The organism is Streptomyces sp. NPDC057617 (assembly GCF_042800555.1).
In the GTDB taxonomy this organism is placed as follows: domain Bacteria; phylum Actinomycetota; class Actinomycetes; order Streptomycetales; family Streptomycetaceae; genus Streptomyces.
The window spans coordinates 353,239-378,388 of the sequence record NZ_JBHVGV010000003.1; the positions used below are offsets into that span (position 1 = coordinate 353,239).

At 68.0% G+C, this 25,150-nt stretch carries 14 protein-coding genes; 9 read left to right on the top strand and 5 right to left on the bottom strand.

The features are described 5' to 3' along the window. Positions 1-231 precede the first annotated feature (231 nt). The gene (locus tag ACFU9P_RS10490; RefSeq protein ID WP_384078570.1) at positions 232-1,311 is read left to right on the top strand and encodes a glycerophosphodiester phosphodiesterase family protein; all 1,080 of its coding nucleotides are present in this window, start codon (positions 232-234) and stop codon (positions 1,309-1,311) included. Positions 1,312-1,440: 129 nt separating this feature from the next. Here ACFU9P_RS10490 and ACFU9P_RS10495 read toward each other — a convergent pair whose 3' ends face one another. Then, positions 1,441-2,979 (bottom strand): carboxylesterase/lipase family protein, encoded by a 1,539-nt coding sequence (locus ACFU9P_RS10495; protein ID WP_384078571.1) that lies wholly within the window; start codon positions 2,977-2,979, stop codon positions 1,441-1,443. Positions 2,980-3,580: 601 nt separating this feature from the next. Here ACFU9P_RS10495 and ACFU9P_RS10500 point away from each other — a divergent pair. The 3 genes from ACFU9P_RS10500 to ACFU9P_RS10510 all read left to right on the top strand — a co-directional run bounded on the left by ACFU9P_RS10500 (position 3,581) and on the right by ACFU9P_RS10510 (position 14,652). Beyond that, positions 3,581-7,204 (top strand): LamG-like jellyroll fold domain-containing protein, encoded by a 3,624-nt coding sequence (locus ACFU9P_RS10500; RefSeq protein WP_384078572.1) that lies wholly within the window; start codon positions 3,581-3,583, stop codon positions 7,202-7,204. Positions 7,205-7,449: 245 nt separating this feature from the next. Continuing rightward, positions 7,450-13,719, top strand: coding sequence for an RHS repeat-associated core domain-containing protein (locus ACFU9P_RS10505; RefSeq protein WP_384078573.1), 6,270 nt, complete (start codon positions 7,450-7,452; stop codon positions 13,717-13,719). Positions 13,720-14,145: 426 nt separating this feature from the next. After that, positions 14,146-14,652 (top strand): SMI1/KNR4 family protein, encoded by a 507-nt coding sequence (locus ACFU9P_RS10510; RefSeq protein WP_376384974.1) that lies wholly within the window; start codon positions 14,146-14,148, stop codon positions 14,650-14,652. Between the two features lie 220 nt (positions 14,653-14,872). Here the strand turns inward: ACFU9P_RS10510 and ACFU9P_RS10515 are convergent, their stop codons facing one another. After that, positions 14,873-15,157 (bottom strand): Scr1 family TA system antitoxin-like transcriptional regulator, encoded by a 285-nt coding sequence (locus tag ACFU9P_RS10515; RefSeq protein WP_376384977.1) that lies wholly within the window; start codon positions 15,155-15,157, stop codon positions 14,873-14,875. Positions 15,158-15,471: 314 nt separating this feature from the next. Then, positions 15,472-16,659, bottom strand: a complete 1,188-nt coding sequence (gene nadA / locus ACFU9P_RS10520) for a quinolinate synthase NadA (RefSeq protein WP_384078576.1) — start codon at positions 16,657-16,659, stop codon at positions 15,472-15,474. A gap of 319 nt (positions 16,660-16,978) precedes the next feature. Here nadA and ACFU9P_RS10525 point away from each other — a divergent pair, with 319 nt between their 5' ends. Continuing rightward, positions 16,979-17,335, top strand: a complete 357-nt coding sequence (locus ACFU9P_RS10525; protein ID WP_046496510.1) for an iron-sulfur cluster assembly accessory protein — start codon at positions 16,979-16,981, stop codon at positions 17,333-17,335. A 141-nt stretch (positions 17,336-17,476) separates the two neighbouring features. On the opposite strand, the gene ACFU9P_RS10530 is transcribed toward ACFU9P_RS10525, so the two are convergent. Next, positions 17,477-19,024: a hypothetical protein gene (locus ACFU9P_RS10530; RefSeq protein ID WP_384078578.1), complete on the bottom strand. Its 1,548-nt coding sequence runs from the start codon at positions 19,022-19,024 to the stop codon at positions 17,477-17,479. Between the two features lie 239 nt (positions 19,025-19,263). Here ACFU9P_RS10530 and ACFU9P_RS10535 point away from each other — a divergent pair, with 239 nt between their 5' ends. Then, positions 19,264-20,250 (top strand): carbohydrate kinase family protein, encoded by a 987-nt coding sequence (locus tag ACFU9P_RS10535; protein ID WP_384078580.1) that lies wholly within the window; start codon positions 19,264-19,266, stop codon positions 20,248-20,250. A 108-nt stretch (positions 20,251-20,358) separates the two neighbouring features. Here the strand turns inward: ACFU9P_RS10535 and ACFU9P_RS10540 are convergent, their stop codons facing one another. Further along, the gene (locus ACFU9P_RS10540) at positions 20,359-21,744 is read right to left on the bottom strand and encodes a cysteine desulfurase/sulfurtransferase TusA family protein (RefSeq protein ID WP_384078582.1); all 1,386 of its coding nucleotides are present in this window, start codon (positions 21,742-21,744) and stop codon (positions 20,359-20,361) included. 212 nt (positions 21,745-21,956) lie between these two features. Between ACFU9P_RS10540 and coxB the strand changes: the two genes are divergently transcribed. From coxB to ACFU9P_RS10555, 3 genes are read left to right on the top strand one after another with little or no spacing between them, the layout of a single operon-like run. Beyond that, positions 21,957-22,919 carry a cytochrome c oxidase subunit II gene (gene coxB / locus ACFU9P_RS10545; protein WP_376384992.1) on the top strand — a complete coding sequence of 321 codons (963 nt, stop codon included), beginning with the start codon at positions 21,957-21,959 and terminating at the stop codon, positions 22,917-22,919. Further along, the gene (gene ctaD, locus ACFU9P_RS10550) at positions 22,916-24,652 is read left to right on the top strand and encodes a cytochrome c oxidase subunit I (RefSeq protein ID WP_376384995.1); all 1,737 of its coding nucleotides are present in this window, start codon (positions 22,916-22,918) and stop codon (positions 24,650-24,652) included. Before coxB ends, ctaD begins: the two co-directional genes overlap by 4 nt. Beyond that, a complete protein-coding gene (locus ACFU9P_RS10555) occupies positions 24,649-25,047 on the top strand; it encodes a cytochrome c oxidase subunit 4 (protein ID WP_376384997.1) in 399 nt (132 codons plus the stop codon). The genes ctaD and ACFU9P_RS10555 overlap by 4 nt, the downstream gene beginning before the upstream one ends. Positions 25,048-25,150: the final 103 nt, after the last annotated feature.

Consider the following 25,150-nt stretch of genomic DNA (forward strand, 5'->3'; position numbering starts at 1 on the left):
CGGCTTGAGGGCTGTTCGCCCCGGAGTGCCCGCGATGTGCGGGCAGTCCGGGGCGACGGCTTTTTGGGCGGAACTTGTGTGGGGGACATGTGCGGGGATTCGCGCGGAACTTGGGTGGGGAACAACCGTTCCCCGGGCGTTCATGGCCCCCTAACGTCTGAGCTTCATGCGCACCGGGCCCGGCGAATTAGCGTCACCGAGTCCAGTCCGCCCGAAACAGATGAGGTTCAGATGTCCCTCTGGCATGGATTCGCTGCCCTGGCCGTCATGCCGGCGCTCGCCCTCCCGGCGACTGCGCAGGCAACCACGGCCAACGGCCACCACGATCACGTACCGCCCCGGAAGACCCACTTCGACCTTCAGGCGCATCGCGGCGGCCTCGGTCTGACCACCGAGGAGTCCTTGGAGGGGTTCGGCAAGGCGCTGCGCCTCGGGGTGAGCACGCTGGAACTGGACACCCACGTCACCAAGGACCAGAAGGTCGTCGTCAACCACGACCGGCAGATCAGCGCCCAGAAGTGCAAGGACACCGCGCCGGTGGTGCCGGGTGACCCGATGTACCCGTACGTCGGGAAGTACATCAAGGACCTGACGCTGGCCCAGCTCAAGACCATGGACTGCGGCTACGAGCAGTTGCCCGGCTACCCCGAGCAGGAGCAGATCAAGGGCTTCCGGATGGTGGAGCTGAAGGACGTCCTCAACCTGGTCAAGAGCTACAAGGCCAAGCAGGTCAAGCTGAACATCGAGACGAAGGTGGAGGCGGGCGCGCCCGAACAGACCGCCCCGCGCGAGCTGTTCGTCCGCCGCGTGTACGAGGAGATCCACCGCTCGGGCATCGAGAAGCAGGTCACCATCCAGTCCTTCGACTGGGGCGCGCTGAACGAGATGCACAAGCTGGCGCCGAAGTACCCGCTGGTGGCGCTGACGAACTACGACTTCCTCCAGGTCGGCAAGGAGGGCGCGTCCCCGTGGCTCGGCGGCATCGACGCGGACGACTACGACGGCGACTTCGTCAAGGCGGCGTCCACCATCCGCGGTGTCACGGCGCTGTCCCCGAACTACGGCTTCCCGCAGAACGGCACGGTCGCGGACCCGAACTTCCGCTTCTACCCGGACAAGAAGATGATCTCCGACGCCCACAAGCGCGGTCTGAAGGTCATCCCGTGGACGTGCGACGACCCGGCGACGATCGAGGCGCTCATGGACATGGGTATCGACGGCATCATCACGGACTACCCGGACCGGGTGCGGGACATCATGGCGGAGCGGGGGATGCGGCTGCCGAAGGCGTATAAGGCGCCGCGGCACTGAGCCGGGTTGGCGGGGGTCGGGTCGGGGTGGGCCGGCAGGTGTCGTTTCAGGCGAGGCCGCCCCTTCCTTCCCCCGCAGCCCCGCCCACCCCGACTACCCCTCGGCCCTGACCTTCAGCCGGCCGTGCAGCTACCCCCCGATCAACGGCAGCGCCGGGAACTCGTAGTTCTGCCAGATCCGGCGGGACGGTTCCTCCGGGTAGGTCGTCACAACCGGCCGGCTGTCGAAGACCTGCACCAGGCGCTGATCGGTGTCGTACGGCGGCCAGCCCGGGTCGCCATGGGTTGCGAACGACGTCCACGCGGCTCGCATGTGTGCGGACAGGGCCTCCGCCTCCGGGGAGGGTGCCTCACCGATCAGCATCGCTGGCTGGCCGCGGTCCAGGTTGCCGAAGACCAGTGGTACGTCGAGGCCGTGGCACGCGCCGAGGGCGCCGCCCATGCCCGGGGCGGGCCAGGTCAGCTCGTAGACGTGCGCTTGGCCGCCGGCGGCAGTCTGGGCCTCGGCGAGGTGCAGCGTCGGCATACGGAACAGCCAGTCGGAATGGACCAGTTCGTACAGCTCGTCCGGGCCTGCCGCCGGGAACGCGTCGCGGTAGCTGCGCGCGCCGTCCGGACCCGGGGTGAAGACACGGAGGGCGGTCGCCGCCTGCTCCTCCGTCACCTCGCCCAGCAGACCGCCGAGCGCGGTGAACAGGCGCTGCTCCTCGCGGGTGTGGCCGACGAGGAGTCCGACATCGCGCCCGGCGCCGTCGGCCAGGGCCTGCCACGGCGTGACGGGCAGGACATCGCCGTCGACCACGGGCGCGAAGGGGATCGATCTGTGCGCGGGCCGGCCCCAGCGTTCCGCCCACCGGTCCAGCTTCGCGCCGACCGCGTCGCCGGCGGCGGGCAGCCGGTGCGGGGCAACGCCGGACAGGTCGGCCACCGTGGGCCGCAGCCCCAGCTCGGCGGCGCAGGCACCGGCGATGTCCGCGGCGAGTTCCGGTGAGAAGAACGTGCCCGGCGCGCTCTGCGCGACGGCCCGGCGGAAGAGCCCGGCCGTACGTTCCATCGCCAGCAGCGCGGCGACCGATCCCCCGCCCGCCGACTCGCCGAAGACCGTGACCCGGCCGGGGTCGCCGCCGAAGGCCCGGATGTTGTCGCGCACCCACTCAAGAGCTGCGACCTGGTCGAGCAGACCCCGGTTGGCGGGAGCCCCCTCGATCTGTGCGAACCCCTCGATACCCACGCGGTAGTTGAACGTCACCACGACCACGCCGCCGTCCCGCGCGAGCCGGGCGCCGTCGTACTCGGGGAGGCCGGACATACCGATCACGTACGCGCCGCCCTGGATCCACACCATCACCGGCAGCCCCGCGCCCGGGCCGGGGTCGGGCGACCAGACGTTGACCGTCAGCCAGTTGTCGTCCGCCGCGTCCCGCGACAGCGCGTCCATGCCGAAGTGGCCGCCCTGCGGAGGCGGCGGACCGTACGAGACAGCCTCCCGCACCCCGCTCCACCCCCGTACCGGCCGCGGCGCGGCGAATCGCAACGCACCGACCGGGGGCTCGGCGAACGGGATGCCACGGAAAACCGCCACCCCCGCCTCCCAGCTGCCACGCAGCGCCCCGGCCGCCGCGCGTACTTCGGTCCGGGACCCGGACGGCTCGGACTCGGGAAGGGTCATCACAAGGTCTCCCGGACGGGTGGCGAGGGTCCATAGCGGCCCCGGACCCTGCGGATCATCCGCCTCTGTCCATATACCGCGCCAGCGATTTACGGAAGCAGCGCGGCCGGGTGCCGATCCGGGCTGCCGGCCCCTGTTACTCGCTGGGCAGAAAGTGGTCCCCTCCGCCCACGCCGGCGTCCCTGCCGCGACGAACTGTTCGTGGCCATCCAGTGTCTGCAGCAGAAACTGCGGTGCAGCACGAGCAACTTCACCACACTACTTCAAGCCATCCTCATTCTTCATGCAATCTGCACAAACGGAAGTCGGAAATGGATCAAGGTATCCCATTCTTCCCTCAAGATCCTTGTCCCGTGAAGGATCACGGTGTCTCATTCTCTCCCCAAGATCCTTGTCCTGTGATTTTGCTGGGTGTTTTTATGTGGCGGCTTTGAACGGGTTCAAGGTCTGGCGCGGTTCGTGAACGGGGGGACTGATGGCTGTGCGTTGCCGAAGACCAGATTGGTCGAGTGGTGTGCTGGTGGCGTTGACTGCCGGCGCGCTGGTGCTGGGGCCGTTGCCTGCATCGGTGCAGGCTGTTCCGCGGTCCGGGGTGTCCGGGGTGTCCGCTGCGTCGGAACGCGGGTCGGAGCAGAGTGAGGCCGCGCGGGCGTTGGTGACGGCGGCTGAGACCAGTGAGCGGGTTGAGGTGGTGGGGGAGCGGTCGTCGGATACGACCGTCTATGCCAACCCGGATGGGTCGACGCTCACGTTGGAGCAGTCGGCCGTCCCGGTGCGGGTGGCGACGGCTGACGGGGGCTGGCAGACTCCCGACGCGACACTGGTGCGCCGGGCGGACGGGACGGTGGCGCCCAAGGCCGCTGCGGTGAGCATGGAGTTCTCCGGCGGCGGGGACGGCGATCCGCTGGTGCGCATCGAGGAGGATGGCCAGTCTCTGGCTCTGGGGTGGCTCGGCGCGCTGCCGGAACCTGAGCTGGACGGGACGAGCGCTGTTTATCGCGCTGTCCTGAAGGACGTGGATCTGAAAGTCACGGCCTCTGCCGAGGGTTTCCGGCATGTCCTGGTTGTCAAGACCCCCGAGGCCGCCGCACGCCCGGAACTGGAACGGATTGAGTACTCGCTGAAGACGTCACGGCTGAGTGTCGTTGAGAACAACAGCGGCGGCTTCAACGCTGTCGATGCCGACGGTAATTGGGTGTTTCGGGCACCGAGGGCACAGATGTGGGACTCGGCGGGCTCCAGCGCCACACCGCCGGCGGTGGAGACGTCGTCCTTGCGGGCTGCTGACGCCTCGACCGATTCCGGCGAGGTCGCCGACGACGGCGGGTCCGGTGCTGAGCCGATGGCCGGTGACACGGTGAGGCCGATGGATGTCGCGGTGGACGAGGACTCCCTCACGGTCAGGCCCGACCCGGACCTGCTGGTGAACACCGAGGTACAGCACTTCCCGCTCTACATCGATCCCACTGTGTCATGGGGTGAGGCGGAACGGACCTTGCTGCGGTCGGACGGCTACGAGTCGTACGGGTGGGGCAACGGCAGCGACAACCTGGGGCAGGGTGTCGGCAAGTGCGGTACGTGGGGCGGTTATTACTGCGGCCCGGGGTATGTGCAGCGCCTGTACTTCGAGTTCTCCCCGGCGAGCCTCAAGGGCAAGCGGGTTCTGGATGCCACGTTCCGGGTGACTGAGCCGTGGGCGTTCCAGTGCGACCCGCGGTGGGTGCAGTTGTACCGGATGGGCAATATTTCCTCGTCCACAACGTGGGCCACGCGCCCGTCCGCCATCGACTTGGTGGGTGACCGGAACGTATCCGCGGGGCGGGGTTCGTCGTGCGATCCCGACAGCCCGGCGGCGCCGATCGAGTTCAACGACGACCCGAATGAAAGCTACGAGAACCTCACACCGACCGTGAAGAGCTTCGCGGACGGTAAGTTCTCACGCCTGACCCTGATGCTCAAGGCGAAGGACGAGGGCGACGCATCGGCGTGGAAGCGGTTCCGGAACGATGCGGTGCTGGCCGTGACCTACGTCGGGGAGCCGGCGGTGCCGACCAGCCCGAGCGTCGCCTCCTCGTGCGAGACGAACGCATCCGATCCGGCCTGGATCTCCAACCCGAAACCGAAGTTCAGTGCCCAGGTGCAGGCGGCTTCCGGCGGTGAGAGCGGGGCGAGTCTGCGGGCTCATTTCTATGTCCAGCAGAAGACGTCTGATGGGTGGTCGGTCGTGGCGACCGAGCCGATCCGTCCGTCGAGTGGTTATGTCGGGGACAACGCCACGGTGACGGTGGACTCGCCAATCACCCTGGCGCAGAACACCGCCTACCGGATGGCCGTGTTCACGCGCTCCTACTACAACAGTGGCGCCGGCACGATCGAGAGCCACAGCACGGTGACGACGAAGGGCTGGTGTTATTTCACGGTCGACTCGACCCGTCCCAAGGCGCCGACGGTGACCACGCCTGCCGGAGCGGTGTACGCGGTGTGCCCCGATGACGGGGACGGCTGCGGTGCGGCGACGGGCGGTCCCGGCATTGCGGGGCAGTTCACGTTCAGTAAGAACTCCGCCGATGCCAACATCGTCGCGTTCGAGTACAAGCTCGCCACCGACAAGTCGTGGACGAAGGTGTCGGCGACGAGTTCGCTCACCCGGTCGGTCAAGCCGGCTCTTTCGGGCGTGCAGGTCCTGAACGTACGGGCGGTGGACAGCGTGGGAACCGGTCAGTCGGGGGAGACCACAGCGATCCGGTTCAATGTCGCAGAGGGCGAAGGTCCCTCGGGCCTGTGGCACTTCAATGACTCTGCCCCCAATTCCGGGGGGACGACTGCGGCAGATGCGGGGACGGCGCCGGGCAGCCGGCACAAACTCACCCTGTACGAGGCCGGTGCGGGCTGGTCGTCGCAGGCCCGGTTGGGCGATGCGGACAGATCTCTGTGGCTGAACGCCACCAACAGCTCGCAGCAGACCGGGTATGCGGCGTCGTCAGGGCCCGTGGTGAACACACAGTCCTCGTTCACCGTCTCGGCCTGGGCGTATCCGACGGACGACGGCTCCTTCCATACGGTGCTCTCCCAGACCGGCAGCGACAACAAGGGCATCTCGCTGTACTACTCGCACGGGATCGGCCGCTGGGTGTTCCTGACGCACTGGTACGACGCAAACGGCGCGCGCAAGTACATCGGCGCGAGCGCCGATGCGACACCCGGCATCACCCTGAAGACCTGGACGCATCTGGCGGGTGTCTACGACGGTGAGGCGCACACGCTGAGCCTTTTCGTGAACGGGCAGCGCCAGGGTGATCCGGTCCCGGTCCCCGAGGCGGGGCGGCCGACCGCGGTCGACGGCAACTTCCAGATCGGACGGGCCGGCGGCTACAACGGCACGTACAACGACTACTGGAAGGGCGGCGTCGACGAGGTCGCCGCGTTCCAGACGGCCCTGCCGGACGCCGAGGTCGCCAAGGTGGCCAAGCTCCTGAACGCGGACGGAACCGCACGGGCTGTGGAACTCGTGGCGCAGTGGAAACCGCTGGGCAGCACGGGCACCGCCGCCCTCACGGATACGGTCAGCGGGTACGGCCGCTCGCTCCAGATGAACGACGGGGCCTCCGTCGTCAACGACGCGATCGTGCTGGACGGTACCAATGACTCGGTCACCACGCCGGGACCGGTCGTCGACGACCGGGAATCGTTCACGGTGACCACTGAAGTCGAGCTGAACCAGAAGGTGCTGCGCACCAAGCCGGACGGCTATACGGCCCAGGTCCTCGGGCAGCGGACGGCGGACGGTTCGGCGTGGGGCCTGTGGTACGAGCGCACCAGCTCCGAGGAGTACATGGACGAAGAGACGGGCGAGCTGCTGACCAGGTCCGTGGGGTACTGGCGCTTCGGCCGCCTCAACAGCGACAAATCCTTCACCGCGGTCGACTCCAACGAGGTGGCCTCCGACGGCGCGGTGCGCCTGACCGGGGTCTACGACGCCCAGGAAGGGACGATCCGTCTGTACCTCGCCTCCGTCCAGAACGACGTGGACACCGCGTACACCGCGATGATCGGGGCGGATGAGCTGGCCGGTGGCAAGGGCTTCGTGAACAAGACATGGGGCCACTACCTGCCGGGCGAGATCACCGACATCAAGATCTGGGTCGGCGCCGCGGCCGACGATGACCAGGTCGAGGACCTGGTCAATGTGGCGCAGGACGACGAGAGCGACGAGGCGTCCGGCTGATCTGGTGCGGTGGCCGGTGCCGCACGTTCACGCGGCACTGGCCACCGTTTCCTGGCCGCACCACATGTACGGCGCGGTGCCTCTGTGCGAGGTCCGCTGTTCCTTCTCTGGCTGATTCACGACACTTGTGGGGGTTGTTGGTGTTCGGAAGACGGATGACGCGTCGACGACGTTGGCATGAGCGGGCCAAGAATGTACTGGTCCTGACGGTGGCCGTAGCAGTGGTCGGCGGCGGGGTGACTCCCGTGGCCTGGGCTGCTGAGGGCCCGGACGGCTTGAAGCCGTTGTGGGAGAGGAAGGTCAGCAGGACCGAGGCGGTGACCGGGCTCGGTGCCAAGGCCGAGCGCGAGAAGGCCGCCGCCGTACGGAAGGAGAACGAGGCCCGGGCCAAGAACGCGAGGAGCGAGCAGAAAGCGGTGTGGCCCCGGGGCGGCGAAGGCCGCTTGAGCGTGGGCACCGCAGGAAGGACGCCCGCCGCGGAGGTGGGTGGCCTGCCACTCGCCGTCAGCGCACCGGACGCACCGAAGACGCAGAAGTCCGCCAAGTCCCCCGGGAGCCTGCCCGCTGACGGGTCGGTGCGGGTGGAGGTGCTCGGTCACCAGGCTGCGACAGCCCTGGGGATCAAGGGGGTTCTGCTGTCGGCCGAGACCTCGCGGTCCGGTGCCGGTGAAGTGAGCGTGGGGTACGGGGAGTTCGCCTCGGCCTATGGCGGAGGTTGGTCGGGGCGGCTGGGACTGGTCCGCCTGCCGGAGTGTGCCCTGACCACGCCGGAGAAGGCGGAGTGCCGGAGGACCACCCCGGTGGCGTCGGCCAACGACATCTCCGCCCGGACGGTCACCGGTACGGTCGCTCTGTCGGCCTCCGCTCCTACTGTGCTGGCCCTGGCGGCGACCACTGCGGGCGAGTCGGCGTCCGGTTCGGGCAATTACTCGGCCACGCAGTTGTCTCCGTCGGCCACGTGGGAGGCGGGCGGGTCGTCGGGCGCGTTCACCTGGTCGTACCCGATGGCAACTCCTCCGGCCCCCGGACCCTCCCCTTCCCTGTCCCTTTCCTACGACTCGGGATCCGTGGACGGGAAGACGGCGTCGACGAACAACCAGTCCACCCAGGTGGGTGAGGGTTTCGAGCTGTCCGCCAACTCGTACATAGAGCGCACCTACGGTTCGTGCGACGACGACGGGCAGAAAGACAAGTTCGACCAGTGCTGGAAGATCGACAACGCCAGCCTGGTCCTGAACGGCAAAGCCTCCGAGCTGGTCAAGGACGACACCACGGGCACGTGGCGGCTGAAGAACGACGACGCCTCGACGGTGACGCTGTCGACCGGAGCGGACAACGGCGACAACAACGGCGAGTACTGGACGGTCACCACCGGGGACGGCACCCGGTACGTGTTCGGCCTGAACAAGCTGTCCGGCGCCGGCACCGAGCGCACCAATTCGGTATGGACGGTGCCGGTGTTCGGTGACGACTCCGGCGAACCCGGCTATGACCAGGGCAGCGCGTTCGCCGACCGCGCGGTGACGCAGGCGTGGCGGTGGAACCTCGACTACGTCGAGGACCCGCACGACAACGCGATGTCGTACTGGTACACCAAGGAGACCAATTCCTACGCCAAGAACGGCGCGGACACCGCCACCGCCACTTACACCCGCGGCGGCTACCTGACCAAGATCCTCTATGGGCAGCGCGCCGATGCCCTGTTCTCAGGGGTGACCTCGGGCAAGGTCGATTTCTCGTATACGGAGCGCTGTACGGCCTCCGACTGCACGGAGTTGAAGGACTCCACAGCTCCGAACTGGCCGGACGTCCCCTTCGATGCCATCTGCGCGTCAGGGGCCGACTGTGATGCCGTCGGGCCGGCATTCTTCTCCCGTAAGCGGCTGACCAGGATCGACACCTCCGTCTGGTCGGCAACCGCCGGCAGTTTCTCTGCGGTGGACACCTGGGATCTGACCCAGCAGTACCTGGACGGCGGGGACATCGGTGACACGACCGACCAGACCCTGACGCTCAAGAGCGTGAAGCGCACCGGGAAGAACGGCACAGCCATCAGCCTCAACCCCGTGAGCTTGGCCTACGACATGCGGCCCAACCGCGTGGACGGCGACCGGGACGACATCCTGCCGCTGACCCGGCCGCGCATTCGCACCGTCACCTCGGAGACCGGCGCCATCACCGATGTGACACTCTCGGACCCGGAATGCGTGCGGGGCAGCGCCATGCCCGCGGCCGAGGACCAGAACTCGTCGTCCTGCTACGCGCAGTACTGGCACATCAACGGCGCCGAGGAAGCCTCGATCGACTGGTTCCACAAGTACCGGGTCACCGATGTGATCACCAGTGACCCCACCGGCCAAGGCGTGACCGTGGAGAGTCACTACGCCTACGCCGATCCTGCCTGGCACTACAACGACTCGCCCTTCACCCCGGCCGACGAACGCACCTGGTCCATCTGGCGCGGCTACCGCACGGTCACCGCCACCCAGGGATCCGGCTCCGGGCTGTCGAAGACGACGTCGGTGTACTTGCAGGGTATGGACGGCGACCGCCTCCTGAAGGCGGACGGCGGCCTCGACCCCGACGCCCGACGCAGCGCGACCGTGGCCGGGCTGGATTTCGAGGGTCTGAATGTGGCGGACCAGAAGGACAGCGAGCCCTACTCCGGCTTCCTCCGCGAGCAGATCACCTACAACGGGACCACTCCCGTCTCGGTCACCGTCAACGACCCCTGGTCGAAGAAGACGGCCACGCAGCACAAGTCGTACGCCGACACCGAGGCGTACTACGTCCGCACCGGCAAGACGGCCACGCACACTTATCTGACGGCTACGCAGGCTTGGCACTCGACGGCCGGCACCACCACGTACGACGACTACGGCATGGTCGTGAAGGTCGACAACACCGGCGACACGGCCAAGACGGGTGACGAGACCTGCACACGTTCTTGGTACGCCCGCAACGACAGCCTTGGCATCAACTCGCTCACCTCTCGGATACGGACGGTGGGCAGGGCATGCTCGGTCGCCGAGGCGGACCTCTTGCTGCCGTCGGGCGCAGCGTCCTCCGGTGACGTCGTCTCCGACACCGCGACCGTCTACGACAATCCGAACGCGACGGTCTGGAGCGCGTCGCAGACCCCGACCAAGGGAGAGGCGTCCTGGACCGGCCGGGCCTCCGCGTACCCGGCGGCCGTCTCCGGTGGCGAGCGCACCCCGTCCTCCTGGCAGACGGTCGGTAAGTCCACCTTCGACACGCTGGGCCGCATCGCGACCACGACGGACGCGGACGGCAATCCGATGGCGACGATCTACATTCCCGCCGACACCGGCCCGGTCACCCGGATCCAGACCAAGGACCCGAAGTACAGCACCTACACATATGTGGACCCGGCACGCGGCCAGTCCACGAAGGTGTTCGATCCGAACAATCGGGTCACAGAGACGGCCTACGACGCGCTCGGCCGCGCGACCGCGGTGTGGCTGCCCAACCGGATCCGTACCGGCGGGCAGAGCGCAAACTATGTCTTCGACTACTCCGTCTCCAGCACCACCCCGTCCTGGACCTCCACGGGCACCCTGAAGGCGGACGGTGACACCTACTCCACCGCCTACACCATCTACGATTCGCTGCTGCGTCCCGTTCAGACGCAGTCGCCGGGCGCGACGAGCGGCCGGATCCTGACCGACACCCGCTACGACAGCCGGGGCTTGGCCTACGAGTCCTACGCCGACATCTACGACTCCGCCGCCCCCTCGGGCACATACACACAGGCCGAGTACGGAGAGACGCCGAGCCTGACCAAGACCGAGTTCGACGCGGCTGGCCGGCCGGTGACGACAGCGTTCCTGGTCGGCGGGGTGCAGAAGTGGCAGACCACGACCGCCTACACGGGTGACTCCACCGCCACCAGCGGCATCCCCGGCGGCTCGGCGAGCCGTGCCATCACCGATGCCCTCGGCCGCACGGTCGAGACCCGCCAGTACGCGAGCACCTCGCCCGCAGACACCGAGTACGGCAGCGGTACGGGGGCGGAGTACACCCGCACCCGCTTCAGCTACACCCCCGACGGCAAGCAGAAGACCGTAACCGGCCCGGACGACGCCGTGTGGTCGTACACCTACGACCTCTACGGCCGTCAGGTTGCGGCGAGTGACCCGGACAAGGGCACCGCGACGACCGGTTACACGGCACTCGACCAGGTGTCCTGGAGCAAGGCGTCCACCGGACAGGCGGTGATCTCCGCCTACGACGTGCTCGGCCGGGTCACCGACACCTGGAAGTCGGCCGCCAACGCGGACCTGACCAGCCCCACGGTGCTCGCGGCGCAGAAGACGGATGCCAACAAGCTCACCCACCTCACTTACGACACCGTCACCTCCGGCAAGGGTCAACCCGCCGAGTCCACCAGGTATGTGGGGGGAGCGGGAGGCAAGGCGTACACCCAGAGCGTCACGGCCTACGACAGCCGCTACAACGTCACCGGATCCAGCCTCACGCTTCCGTCCGACGATCTGCTGGTGACCTCCGGCGCCCTCGCCACCAACACGCTGAAATTCTCCAGCTACTACAACATCGACGGCACGCTGCAGCAGACCACGGAACCGGCGGCCGGCGGCCTCGCCTCCGAGATCGTCGGGTACAAGTACTCCAGCGAGGGTCTGCCCACGACCCTTACCGGCGGCAGCAAGGGCATCGTCCTCAACACCACCTACACCGATCTGGCCCAGGTCTCCACCCTCCAGCTCGGTGTCTCCGAAGCGACCGGCACCAAGAAGATCGACGTCACCAACGGCTACGAGGACGGCACTCACCGGCTCCTGCGGACTCAGGTGCGCGCTCAGTCCCATGCCTACGACGCGCTGAACCTGCGCTACGGCTACGACGATGCCGGCAACGTCACCAAGGTCTCCGACACCACGACCCTGGGCGGTACGGGTGCCGCGGACACCCAGTGCTTCTCCTACGACGGGTACCAGCGCCTGACCGAGGCCTGGACACCGACCGACGCCGACTGCGCGGCCAGTCGCCGCACGACCGCCAACCTCGGCGGCGCCGCCCCGTACTGGACCAGCTACACGTACAACACCGCCGGCCAGCGGGCGACCGAAACCACCCATGGCGGCAGTTCGACGACCACCACCCACTGCTACAAGGCGGGCACCACCCAGCCCCACACCCTGCTCGCCACGATCACGACGGGCTCCTGCACCGGCACCACCGCCCAGTACACGTACGACGCGGACGGCAACACCACCAAACGCCCGGACGGCAGCACAACGCAGAGGCTCGACTGGAACGACGAAGGCCGGCTCTCCCGCCTGGCCGAGGACCCGAACGGCGCGGCCCGCGCCACGGACTACGTCTACGGTGCCGACGGCGGCCTCCTGATCCGCCGCACCACTGCCGCAGACGGGGAGACCGTCCTCTACCTCGGCGCCACGGAAGTCCATCTCAAGGCCGGGAAGAAGTGGGCCAACCGTTACTACACCTTCGCAGGCTCCGCGGTCGCCCTGCGCAGCAATCAGTCCGGCGCAGAGACGATCACCTATCTTGCCGGTGACCAGCAGGGCACCGGCACCACCGCCATCACAGCCGACACCCAGGCTCTGACCAAGCGCTACCTGACCCCCTTCGGCAAAGACAGAGGCACGCCCCTCCACGGCCCCTGGCCGGACGACAAGGGCTTCCTCGGCAAGAGCAAGGACACCGACACCGGACTCACCCACATAGGCGCCCGCGAATACGACCCGGCCATCGGCCAGTTCATCAGCGTCGACCCGGTACTCGATCCGGCACAGCCACAATCCCTCAACGGGTACAGCTACGGGAACAACAACCCCGCCACTCACAGTGACCCCACCGGACTGTGGATCGACGACGGTACGGGCCACAGCGAGCCCCGCAACGACGGACCTGCCGGCCCCGCAAGCCCCACCCCCGGCATACCCGCCGGAGGCACAGGACCGAACGACTGCTACTACCACTGTGGTGGGGGTGGCGGTAGTGGCGGTGGTGTCGGCGGCGGTGGCGGTACAGCCTCCCCACCCAGCAATGGAACCATCGGTAGCCTGCCGAGACCGAGCCCAGGGCCAGCACCCTCGCCCGTGCCCTACAAGGGCGATAGCATCAACGATCCTGTTCTCGACGCACTCAAATTCGCTTTCAACTTGGTCTTTGGAGAGCCTGATCCTCAACTACTCTGCGATGTAGACGGATCGGACTGCGAATACAGACAACCACAGCAGAACGTCGTCCCATGGGTTCCCGGCCCAGGTTGGGCGCGTGCCCTGGGTATCGGAAAAGGCGCGGTAGGGTTTAAGGAATTTGCTACTCGGGTACTTCCGAAATTTGCTGAGAATGGGCCGACGGTCGGGGTTAGGGCCACTTCATCCGGGCGCGTATACCGCCTGGTCAGCGGAAATAAGAAAGCCGATTCTGAGCTGATAGGAATAGTGAATGACAGCCTTCGAAAGAAGGGGTTTCTGTCTTCTTCCAGTGTTCTGATCTCGTGATCGTGCCCAAGGGGGGCCGCCATGGTCGAGGCTTTCCGCGCGATCACGGCCGAGGGTCCGCAGGGGACTCTCGGCAATCTGGAGTAGCGCGATTCCGGCCGTCTTGCCGGGCCGTTCCATAAATTCTGGAAGCTCCACCGGCGTATTGTTCGGTGGAGCTTCCGGTCGTTTGACGGCAGGCTGACAACGTCAACGGACGACGGCTGCGGTCAGTAGGCCGTCAGGTCGTCGTCCTGGTCGCCGAGGGCGCGGCCCAAGGCGGGGTGCGGTGAGATCGACTTCTCCTCGCAGGGCGTGGAGCGGACTGTCAGTTTCCGGCGACTGGGGGAAGCGTACGCACTTCGATGTCACTCCAGGACTACCTGGAAGCCGTCTACTGAAGTTGAACACGTCGATTCTGCCAGGATGGAAGTCATGTTAACGGAATTGATTTCCAAATTCCTGTCCGGCCTGGAGGCGGCTTCTTCGGAGATGAAGCTGTTCCGCAAGCGGCACGTGTACCCGGAAGGACCGTTCTGGTCGGTGTACGTGCGCCTGGTCGATGAGGGATTTGTCGACGACCGTCAGTCCCGGGGGCTCACCGACAGTGCGATCGAGGAGATCTCCCGGGATCAGGGGGTGTTGCTGGCGCCCCAGTACGCCGACTTCCTGCGCTGCATGGGTGCGGGATCCGGGCGAACGCTCATCGGCGAGACCATCTTCCACCCGGCGGTGTTGGGCATCCGGGCCAATGCCGAGGCGATGTGCGCGGAGTTCGGCATCGACTGCGACCTTCGTGACGCCCTGTTCGTCGCCTCCCACCAGGGCTATATCTACTACTACGTCGACCTGCGCGACGGCGGAGTCCACTGCCTCACCGAGGACTCCGTCGGCCCGGTCTGGGTGGCGGACTCCTTCAGCGCGTTCCTGTACGACTTCGTGAAGTCTGCGTGAACCTCGGCAGCCGCAGGGTCCAACGCTTCGCGCAGGTCGCGGGCACGCTACTGCGTTTCCTCGACCTGCGTAGCAACCCGGGAAGGAGGACGGGCACCAGCGACGGATCTACCCGGGGACCCCTTCCCTGGGGCCGCCCTCCCGCCAGCAGTACCAGCGAGAGCGCATTGGCACGCAGCCGCTCGTACTGGCGCCTCCACCTCTTCACTGCGGCCCGGCGTCAATGGGCGAGCGGCGAGGCTAGCCGGTTATGCATGCATTCCCTGCTGCCGACCGGCCGCCGGAATGCCGACTCATCAACGATCGTGCAGTGGAACGGGGGTGGCTCTGATCGCCGTTGTTCCTGTCGGGCCGTGCGGGCAGCGACCCGCTCCTCGCGCTTCTCGGAAGTCAGCCCAGGCAGAGCCCTGAAGAACGCGCGGGCGTAGTCCTCGGTCTGCGGCAGTCCCGGCAGGATCTGCGCGCCGTACTGCCCAATGACCTCGGCCTGTCCCTCGACGTCCATGTACGGCAGTACTGGTCCGGATGCGCCTCCCTCCTTGCCAGTTGGTACAGGTCGTGGAAGCGCTCGTCCGTACCGAACGCCGCGTCCAGTAGCGGGCTGACAGGTACGGAGTCAGCGTCAGAAGCGCCGAAAGGTCAGAGGAGGCAGGGCCGGCATGTTCGTACCGAAGCCCGCGAAGACGCGCGTTGCCGAGGGGAGGCGGCCGTACGGTGATTCCGTGTGACTCGTAGGGCAGGCCCATGCGGCCGCTGCCGTGCGGGGGCGGCCCGTTGTGGGTGCCCCCGCCAGGCCGCGTCGCCGCCAGGCCGCGTCGGCTACGGCAGTGCCAGCATTCGTTCCAGGGCCAGCTGTGCGAAGTCCGCTGTTTCCTTGTCGACCTGGATGCGGTTGACCTCGTTGCCCTCGGCCAGTGATTCCAGTGCCCAGACGAGGTGCGGCAGGTCGATCCGGTTCATCGTTGAGCAGAAGCAGACCGTCCTGTCGAGGAAGACGATCTCCTTGTCCTCCGAGGCGAAACGGTTCGCCAGGCGCTGGACCAGGTTCAGCTCCGTACCGACCGCCCACTTCGAGCCCGCCGGGGCCGCCTCCAGCGCCTTGATGATGTACTCCGTCGAGCCGACATGGTCCGCCGCGGCCACGACCTCGTGCTTGCACTCGGGGTGCACCAGCACATTCACCCCGGGGATCCGCTCCCGTACCTCCCGGACGGAGTCCAGCGAGAACCGGCCGTGCACCGAGCAGTGCCCGCGCCACAGGATCATCTTCGCGTTCCGCAGTTCCTCGGCCGTCAGACCGCCGTTGGGCTTGTGCGGGTTGTAGAGGACGCAGTCCTCCAGGGACAGGCCCAGCTCCCGTACCGCGGTATTGCGCCCTAGGTGCTGGTCGGGCAGGAAGAGGACCTTCTCGCCCTGCTCGAAGGCCCAGTCGAGGGCGCGCGCGGCGTTCGACGACGTACAGATCGTGCCGCCGTGCTTGCCGGTGAACGCCTTGATGTCGGCCGAGGAGTTCATGTACGAGACGGGCACGACCTGCTCGGCTATGCCCGCGTCGGTCAGCACGTCCCAGCACTCCGCGACCTGCTCGGCCGTGGCCATGTCGGCCATGGAGCAGCCGGCCGCCAGATCCGGCAGCACGACCTTCTGGTCGTCCGAGGTCAGGATGTCTGCGGACTCAGCCATGAAGTGCACACCGCAGAAGACGATGTACTCCGCGTCGGGCCGCGCCGCCGCGTCCCTGGCCAGTTTGAAGGAGTCCCCGGTGACATCCGCGAACTGGATGACCTCGTCGCGCTGGTAGTGATGGCCGAGGACGAACACCTTGTCCCCGAGCTTCTCCTTGGCCGCGCGGGCGCGCTCCACCAGGTCCGGGTCGGACGGGGAGGGCAGATCGCCGGGACACTCCACGCCCCGCTCGCTCCGCGGGTCGGCCTCCCGGCCGAGCAGCAGCAGGGCGAGGGGCGTCGGCTGGACATCGAGGTCCTGTCGGGGCTGGGCGGTGGTCACGTCACGCACCCTTTCTTCTCTGCGAGTCTGCGGATCTGCGGGTTTTTTCCCGCGAATTCCCCGCGAACGAAGGTCCGCGAAGCCTTTTCGTCTAATTGACGTTATCTATCATAACTCCTTTCGTGTCACTTTGACGATGGCGATAGCGTCGATGTGACGCATTCCCGCGGCCGTCGGCCGCTGACGATCAGCGAGCGGGTGTGCGAGCATGAAGGCGGCACACGAACGGCACAAGACACGCGCCAGCGCCCGGAATGAATCCGCGGCCGAGCCGGTTGCACTGTCGGCAAGCAGTCCGTACAACCCGGGAGAGAAGACGATGTCCGTATCGGACGAGACCACCACCGTGAGCGACGGCATCCTCCTGTCCGACGCCGCCGCCAGCAAGGTCAAGGCCCTGCTGGACCAGGAAGGCCGGGACGATCTCGCGCTGCGGGTCGCCGTACAGCCCGGCGGCTGCTCCGGCCTGCGTTACCAGCTCTTCTTCGACGAGCGCTCGCTGGACGGCGACGTCGTCAAGGAGTTCGGCGGTGTCAAGGTCGTCACCGACCGGATGAGCGCTCCGTACCTCGGCGGTGCCTCCATCGACTTCGTCGACACCATCGAGAAGCAGGGCTTCACGATCGACAACCCGAACGCGACGGGCTCCTGCGCCTGCGGCGACTCCTTCAGCTAAGCCCTCCGCTAAGCCCTCCGCCCGAGCGGCACAGGGGTACAGAAAGGCGGCGGTCCCCCCTCGGGCCCGCCGCCTTCCCTATGCGTGCCCGGATGGCACGCACGTCCCGTGGCCCGGCCGCTCTCCTGGGCCGGGCCGCCGTCAGAGCCTGGGCATCCGCTCGCCCGACGCCCGGTCGATCACCTGCCGGCCGCCCAGCGGCTCCGCCAGCCTCACCGACACGGTCTGCTCCTTGGCGAGGGTGATACAGACCGTCCCCGGCGCCGGCTCCGTGTAGGACAGCCGTACGGTCACCGCCGTACCGCTCTCGTCCGCCACAGCCGCGTACGAGCCGCACACCCCGCCCATGAAGCGCAGCTTCAGCGTCCGGCCGTCCACGCCGTACGAGGTGAAGCCCAGGCCGTCGTCGCCCGGCTTGCGCTCCGGCGCGGGCGAGTCCTCCGGCGCCGCCTTGGTCAGGAATTCCGGAGCCACCGCGGTCTGCGCCAGGGTGTACGGCGGGGTACCGCCGCCGGGCACCACCTCGAACAGCCACGCCGGTACGAGCACGCCCTGCCCGCCCGAGGACCGCAGCGCCAGACCGAACACCGCCCGCCCGATCTCCACCGGCGCCGCGTCCGCCACGGTCCGCGGCGCGCACGGGTCCGCGGACGTGCCGTCCTCCAGTGGCTTCTCCAACGGCTTCTCCAGCGGCATCGAGGTGGCGCAGTCCACGATCGGGCCGGGGACGCGCAGATCGCCGGAGGTCCTGTTCAGCTCTTCGAGCGCCTTGTCCGCGCTGATCACCGGATACGCGGCGCCCTCCTCCGGCGCCGCCAACTGGCCCGTACCGCCGACCACCTGGCCGTCCGCGCCGACCTGGATCCCGGTCGACCAGCCGTATGTGGGCAGCCCGCCGACCACCGGGTCCGCGTTCACCACCCGTACCGCGCCCATCAGTTGACCGGCGTCGAGTTCGGCATCGCCCTGGCCCGCCGCCTTCAGTACCGGAGCCGCCGCCTTCTTCGCAGTCTCTTCGCTCACGGCGCCCGCCCCCGAGCCACCAGGGTCCCCCGAACCACTGGTGTCACCCGAGCCGCCGCCCGCGCAGCTTGTGACCTTGCGGCAGTCGTCACCGCCCGACGCGGGCCCGAACCGGGCGAAGGTCCAGGTCCCGGGCGCTTGCCGGGCGACCTGGAGCAGCGGCCCCGAACCGTCCTTGTCCGTGCCGACCTTCCAGTACGTACCGTCCTGGCGCGGAGCGCCCGCCAGCCCCAGCGCCCCGGCCAGCCCGGCCACCTCGTCCGCCGTGACCTCGCCGGACGGCCGGTACACACGGGCCGTACCGGGGCCGTCCGGCAGCGGGCCCCTGGCACGGTAGACGAACCCCCGTGGATCGGGCTCGCCCGGCGCGATACCCGGCGCACCGCCCTCGGCGGAGCCCGCGGGCTGATCCGCGCCCGCCGGCTCGTCCAGAGCAAGCGGCGGCGGGTTGCGGTCGCCACCCTTCGGCGTACCGCTCCCGCCGCCGCCGTCCGAGCCGCTTCCGCCGCCGGAAGCGCTCGTGGCCAGATACGCGCCACCGCCCCCGGCTATCAGTACGGCCGCCGCCACCGTGGCGACCGCGAGCGGCGAAAACCGCCGGCGTTCCCGGTCCACGCGGTCCGTGCCCTGCTCGGGGCTTCGCTGAGGCCGCTCCGTACCGCTCACCGCTGTTCTCCCTCGACCGCGATCCAGCCCGATCCGCCCACGACACCGGTGGGACGGAACGGCGGCCCGGGCGGTTCCCCGCAGGACAGCGGCCGGGGATTCCGGCGGACACGGCCGGGGATTCCGCTGGAGAGCCGCTATCGGGACGGTCTCGGAGTTGTCCAGAGCTTAGGAAGGGCGCCCGATGACCGGGTAGCGTGAACCGTCCACCGTTCTCCTTCAGCAGGAGCGTTCACGCCGTGCGAATCGCAGTCACCGGCTCCATCGCCACCGACCATCTGATGACCTTCCCCGGCCGCTTCGCCGACCAGCTGGTCGCCGAGCAGCTCCACACGATCTCCCTCTCCTTCCTCGTGGACAACCTTGAGGTGCGCCGGGGAGGCGTCGGGGCGAACATCTGCTTCGGCATGGGCCAGCTCGGCACCCGGCCGCTCCTGGTCGGCGCGGCCGGCGCGGACTTCGACGAGTACCGCGGGTGGCTCGACCGGCACGGTGTGGACACCGAGTCGGTCCGGATCTCCGAGGTCCTGCACACCGCGCGGTTCGTCTGCACGACGGACGCCGACCACAACCAGCTCGGCTCCTTCTACGCGGGCGCGATGAGCGAGGCCCGCCTGATCGAGCTGAAGAAGGTCGCCGACCGGGTCGGCGGGCTCGACCTGGTGCTGATCGGCGCGGACGACCCCGAGGCCATGCTCCGCCACACCGAGGAGTGCCGTACGCGCGGGATCCCGTTCGCCGCCGACTTCTCGCAGCAGATCGCGCGGATGGAGGGCGAGGAGATCCGTACGCTGCTCGACGGCGCGACGTACCTCTTCTCCAACGAGTACGAGAAGGGGCTCATCGAGTCCAAGACCGGCTGGAGCGACGCCGAGATCCTCTCCAGGGTCGGCCATCGCGTCACCACCCTCGGCAAGCAGGGCGTCCGGATCGACCGGACCGGCGAGGAGCCGATCGTCGTCGGCTGCGCGGAGGAGGAGACCAAGGCCGACCCGACCGGAGTCGGCGACGCCTTCCGTGCCGGTTTCCTCTCCGGCCTCTCCTGGGGCGTCGGACTGGAGCGCGCGGCCCAGGTCGGCTGCATGCTCGCGACGCTGGTCATCGAGACCGTGGGCACGCAGGAGTACACCCTGCGCAGGAACCACTTCATGGAGCGCTTCACCAAGGCGTACGGACATGACGCCGCGGCCGAGGTCCACGCGCACCTTCCCGAGACGGCGGCCTGAGCAGCCCCTCAGGCGTGAGCAGCCCGTCACCGGGGTCCTGAGCAGCGCTCCGGGACAGCCCCTCACCAGGGTCCTGAGCAGCGCTCCCCGGACAGCCCCTTTCCGGGATCACGAGACCCGGCGGACCATATAAGCGACACCGTGGTCCGCCGGCTGCTCGCCCAGATACTCCTGGCCGCGCATCCCGCACCACGCCGGGATGTCCAGCCGCGCCGCCTCGTCGTCCGACAGGACGGTCACCGTCCCGCCCACCGGGACCCCGCCGAACACCTTGGCCAGCTCGATCACCGGGATCGGGCACCGCTTGCCGAGCGCGTCCACCACCAGCGAGGGCTGCCCTCCGCCCGGAGCGCCGGGGGAGACAGGGGCGCCGAGCCGCTCCCGTACGCCGGACACCGCGCCCGGCAGCACCTCCAGGAACCGGTCCACCTCCGCCTCCGGCGTACCGAGCGGCAGCGAGACCCGGACATTCCCCTCCGACAGCACCCCCATCGCCCGCAGCACATGGCTCGGGGTCAGCGTGCTGCTCGTACAGGACGAGCCCGAGGAGACCGAGAAGCCCGCCCGGTCCAGCGCGTGCAGCAGCGCCTCCCCGTCGACATAGAGACAGGAGAAGGTGACGAGATGGGGGAGCCGGCGCTGCGGATCGCCGACCACCTCGACATCCGGCACCAGCTCCGGCACCCGGGCCCTGATCCGGTCCACCAGCGCCCGCAGCCGTACCGCCTCGTCCGCCGCCTCCGCGCGCACCGCCCGCAGCGAGGCCACGGCGGCCACGATCGCAGGGATGTTCTGGAAGCCGGGAGCGCGCCCCGACTCCCGCTCGTCGGCCGGACCCCGCGGCGCGAAGCGGACACCTTTCCGTACGGCGAGCAGCCCGACCCCCGCCGGGCCGCCCCACTTGTGCGCGCTCGCCGTCAGCAGTGACCAGGCGCCCTCCACCGGACCCCAGCCCAGCGACTGCGCCGCGTCCACCAGCAGCGGGACCGCCCGGCTGCGGCACGCCTCGGCGACCGCGGCCACCGGCTGCTCCGTACCCACCTCGTGATTGGCGGACTGGAGACAGGCCAGGGCGGTGTCCTCGCGCAGGGCTTCCGCGTACGTCTCCGGCGCCACCGCCCCGTACCGGTCCACCGGCACCTCGGTCACCGCGCCGCCCGTCGCCTCCTCATGGGCCGACGCCGCGTGCAGCACCGAGGAGTGCTCGACCGCGGAGACCACGAGATGCCGTCCGGTCCGGCGGCGGCCCGCGAGCGCCCCGGCCATCCCGGAGTGCACCGCGTGCGTCCCCGAAGGGGTGAACGTCAGCTCGTCGGGACGGCAGCCGACCGCCTCCGCGGCGGCCTCCCGCGCCGTGTTCAGCAGCAGCACGGCCCGCCGCCCCTCGCGGTAGAGCCGGGCGGGGTCCGCCCACCCCTCGTCGAGCGACGCCTGAAGCGCCTGCCGGGCGACGGGGTGCAGCGGAGCGGAGGAAGCGACGTCGAAGTAGGACACACCACCACGCTAATACGGTGCGGAAGAGGCCTTCGTAGGGTGCCGGGACGGGGCTCCGGCGCGTTGGGCACCCTCCCCGCACGGCCCCAATTCGCGTCCAGTAGGGTTTGGTCCGCATAAACATCCAAACCCCTGCCCGCGTCAGGGCCGGCGACCGACCAGCGAGACGGCCGCGGCCGGCCGCGCGGGCGAGACTCTCGGGAAGGCGCTACGTGAGTCCCAACGGCTCCGACCGCTCGTCGCGGCGCCCGATGCGGCGGAAGCTGCCGCAGGTGCTGACTGCGGGCCTGATCCTCGCGACCGCCACCGGTTGCACATACAAGGACTTCCCCCGCCTCGGAATGCCCACCCCAGTGACGGAGGAGGCGCCCAGGATCCTCTCCCTCTGGCAGGGCTCGTGGGCGGCAGCGCTCGTCACGGGCATCCTGGTATGGGGTCTGATCCTGTGGAGCATCATCTTCCACCGCCGCAGCCGCACCAAGGTGGAGGTACCTCCGCAGACCCGGTACAACATGCCCATCGAGGCGCTGTACACCGTGGTCCCGCTCATCATCGTCTCGGTGCTCTTCTACTTCACCGCACGTGACGAGACGAAGCTCCTCTCGCTCTCCGAGAAGCCCGCCCACACCGTGAACGTGGTCGGCTACCAGTGGAGCTGGGGCTTCAACTACATCGAGAACGTGGACGGCAACCCGTCGACGGGGACCACGGTCCCCAAGGAACTCGACGCCATTCCCAACCGGTTCACCAAGCAGTTCCCCCAGGGGGCCGAGGGTGTCTATGACGCCGGTGTCCCGGGCCAGCGCAACCCCCAGACCGGCAATCCGGGCCCGACCCTGTGGCTGCCCAAGGGGGAGAAGGTCCGGTTCATCCTGACCTCGCGTGATGTCATCCACTCCTTCTGGGTGGTGCCGTTCCTGATGAAGCAGGACGTCATCCCGGGGCACACCAACTCCTTCGAGGTGACCCCCAACCAGGAGGGCACCTTCCTGGGCAAGTGCGCCGAGCTGTGCGGCGTCGACCACTCGCGGATGCTCTTCAACGTCAAGGTGGTCTCCCCGGAGCGCTACCAGCAGCACCTCGAAGAGCTGGCCAAGAAGGGCCAGAGCGGCTACCTCCCGTCGGGCATCGCGCAGACGGATCCGGCCAAGAACGCGGAGACGAACAAACTGTGAGCATCCTCAACGAACCCCAGGGTGCCGCCGCAGCAGCAGACGACTCGTACGAGAACGAGCTGCCGGTACGGCGCAAGCAGCCGGGCAATGTCGTCGTGAAGTGGCTGACCACCACCGACCACAAGACGATCGGCACGATGTACCTGGTCACGTCGTTCGTGTTCTTCTGCATCGGCGGTGTGATGGCGCTCTTCATGCGCGCCGAGCTGGCCCGCCCCGGTACGCAGATCATGTCGAACGAGCAGTTCAACCAGGCGTTCACGATGCACGGCACGATCATGCTGCTGATGTTCGCGACGCCGCTGTTCGCGGGATTCGCCAACTGGATCATGCCGCTCCAGATCGGGGCGCCCGATGTGGCGTTCCCGCGGCTGAACATGTTCGCGTACTGGCTGTACCTCTTCGGCTCGATCATCGCCGTCAGCGGCTTCCTCACCCCGCAGGGTGCCGCCGACTTCGGCTGGTTCGCCTACGCGCCGCTGTCGGACGCGGTCCGGTCGCCGGGCATCGGCGCCGACCTGTGGATCATGGGTCTGGCCTTCTCCGGCTTCGGTACGATCCTCGGCTCCGTCAACTTCATCACCACGATCATCTGCATGCGCGCCCCCGGCATGACGATGTTCCGGATGCCGATCTTCACCTGGAACGTGCTGCTGACCGGTGTGCTGGTCCTGCTGGCCTTCCCGGTGCTGGCCGCCGCGCTCTTCGCCCTGGAGGCGGACCGCAAGTTCGGGGCGCACGTCTTTGACGCGGCCAACGGCGGAGCACTGCTCTGGCAGCACCTCTTCTGGTTCTTCGGCCATCCAGAGGTGTACATCATCGCCCTGCCGTTCTTCGGCATCATCTCCGAAGTGATCCCGGTCTTCAGCCGCAAGCCGATGTTCGGTTACATCGGCCTGATCGGCGCGACCATCTCCATCGCGGGTCTCTCCGTCACGGTGTGGGCGCACCACATGTATGTGACCGGCGGCGTACTGCTGCCGTTCTTCTCGTTCATGACCTTCCTGATCGCGGTACCGACCGGTGTGAAGTTCTTCAACTGGATCGGGACCATGTGGAAGGGCTCGCTGTCCTTCGAGACACCGATGCTCTGGACGATCGGCTTCCTGGTCACCTTCACCTTCGGTGGCCTGACCGGTGTGATCCTGGCGTCGCCGCCGATGGACTTCCATGTCTCCGACTCGTACTTCGTCGTCGCGCACTTCCACTACGTCGTCTTCGGCACCGTGGTGTTCGCGATGTTCGCCGGGTTCCACTTCTGGTGGCCGAAGTTCACCGGCAAGATGCTGGACGAGAGACTCGGGAAGATCACCTTCTGGACGCTGTTCATCGGCTTCCACGGGACGTTCCTGGTCCAGCACTGGCTGGGTGCCGAGGGCATGCCACGGCGGTACGCGGACTATCTCGCCTCGGACGGCTTCACCGCGCTGAACACCATCTCCACGATCAGCTCGTTCGTCCTCGGTCTGTCGATCCTGCCGTTCCTCTACAACGTCTGGAAGACGGCCAAGTACGGCAAGAAGGTCGAGGTCGACGACCCCTGGGGTTACGGCCGTTCGCTGGAGTGGGCGACGTCCTGCCCGCCCCCGCGGCACAACTTCGTCTCCCTGCCGAGGATCCGCTCGGAGTCCCCGGCGTTCGATCTGCACCACCCTGAGATCGCCGCGCTCGAAAACCTCGGCCACGAGGCCGAGGCCGTGGCCCTCGTCGGCGGAAAGGAGGCCGCGAAGTGAAGGTCCAAGGCAAGATGTTCATCTGGCTGAGCGTCTTCATCCTGGCCGCCGCCGTGCTGTACGGCGTGTGGTCGAAGGAGCCGGCCGGTACGACCGCGCTGTTCCTGGCCTTCGGGCTGAGCGTCATGATCGGCTTCTATCTGGCCTTCACCGCCCGCCGGGTGGACGCGATGGCCCAGGACAACAAGGAAGCCGATGTCTCGGACGAGGCCGGTGAGGTGGGGTTCTTCGCCCCGCACAGCTGGCAGCCGTTCTCGCTCGGCGTCGGTGGCGCGCTCGCGTTCCTCGGAATCGCGATCGGCTGGTGGCTGCTGTACTTCTCGCTGCCGCTGATCCTGATCGGCCTGTGGGGCTGGGTCTTCGAGTTCTACCGGGGCGAGAACCAGAACCAGTAGAACACCGCAGACAGGTCCCAGGGCCCGGCCGACTCTTTCGGAGTAGGCCGGGCCCCCCGTTTGCCCCGCTCGCCGCGCGCTCCCCGGAAAGATCTTCCTACCG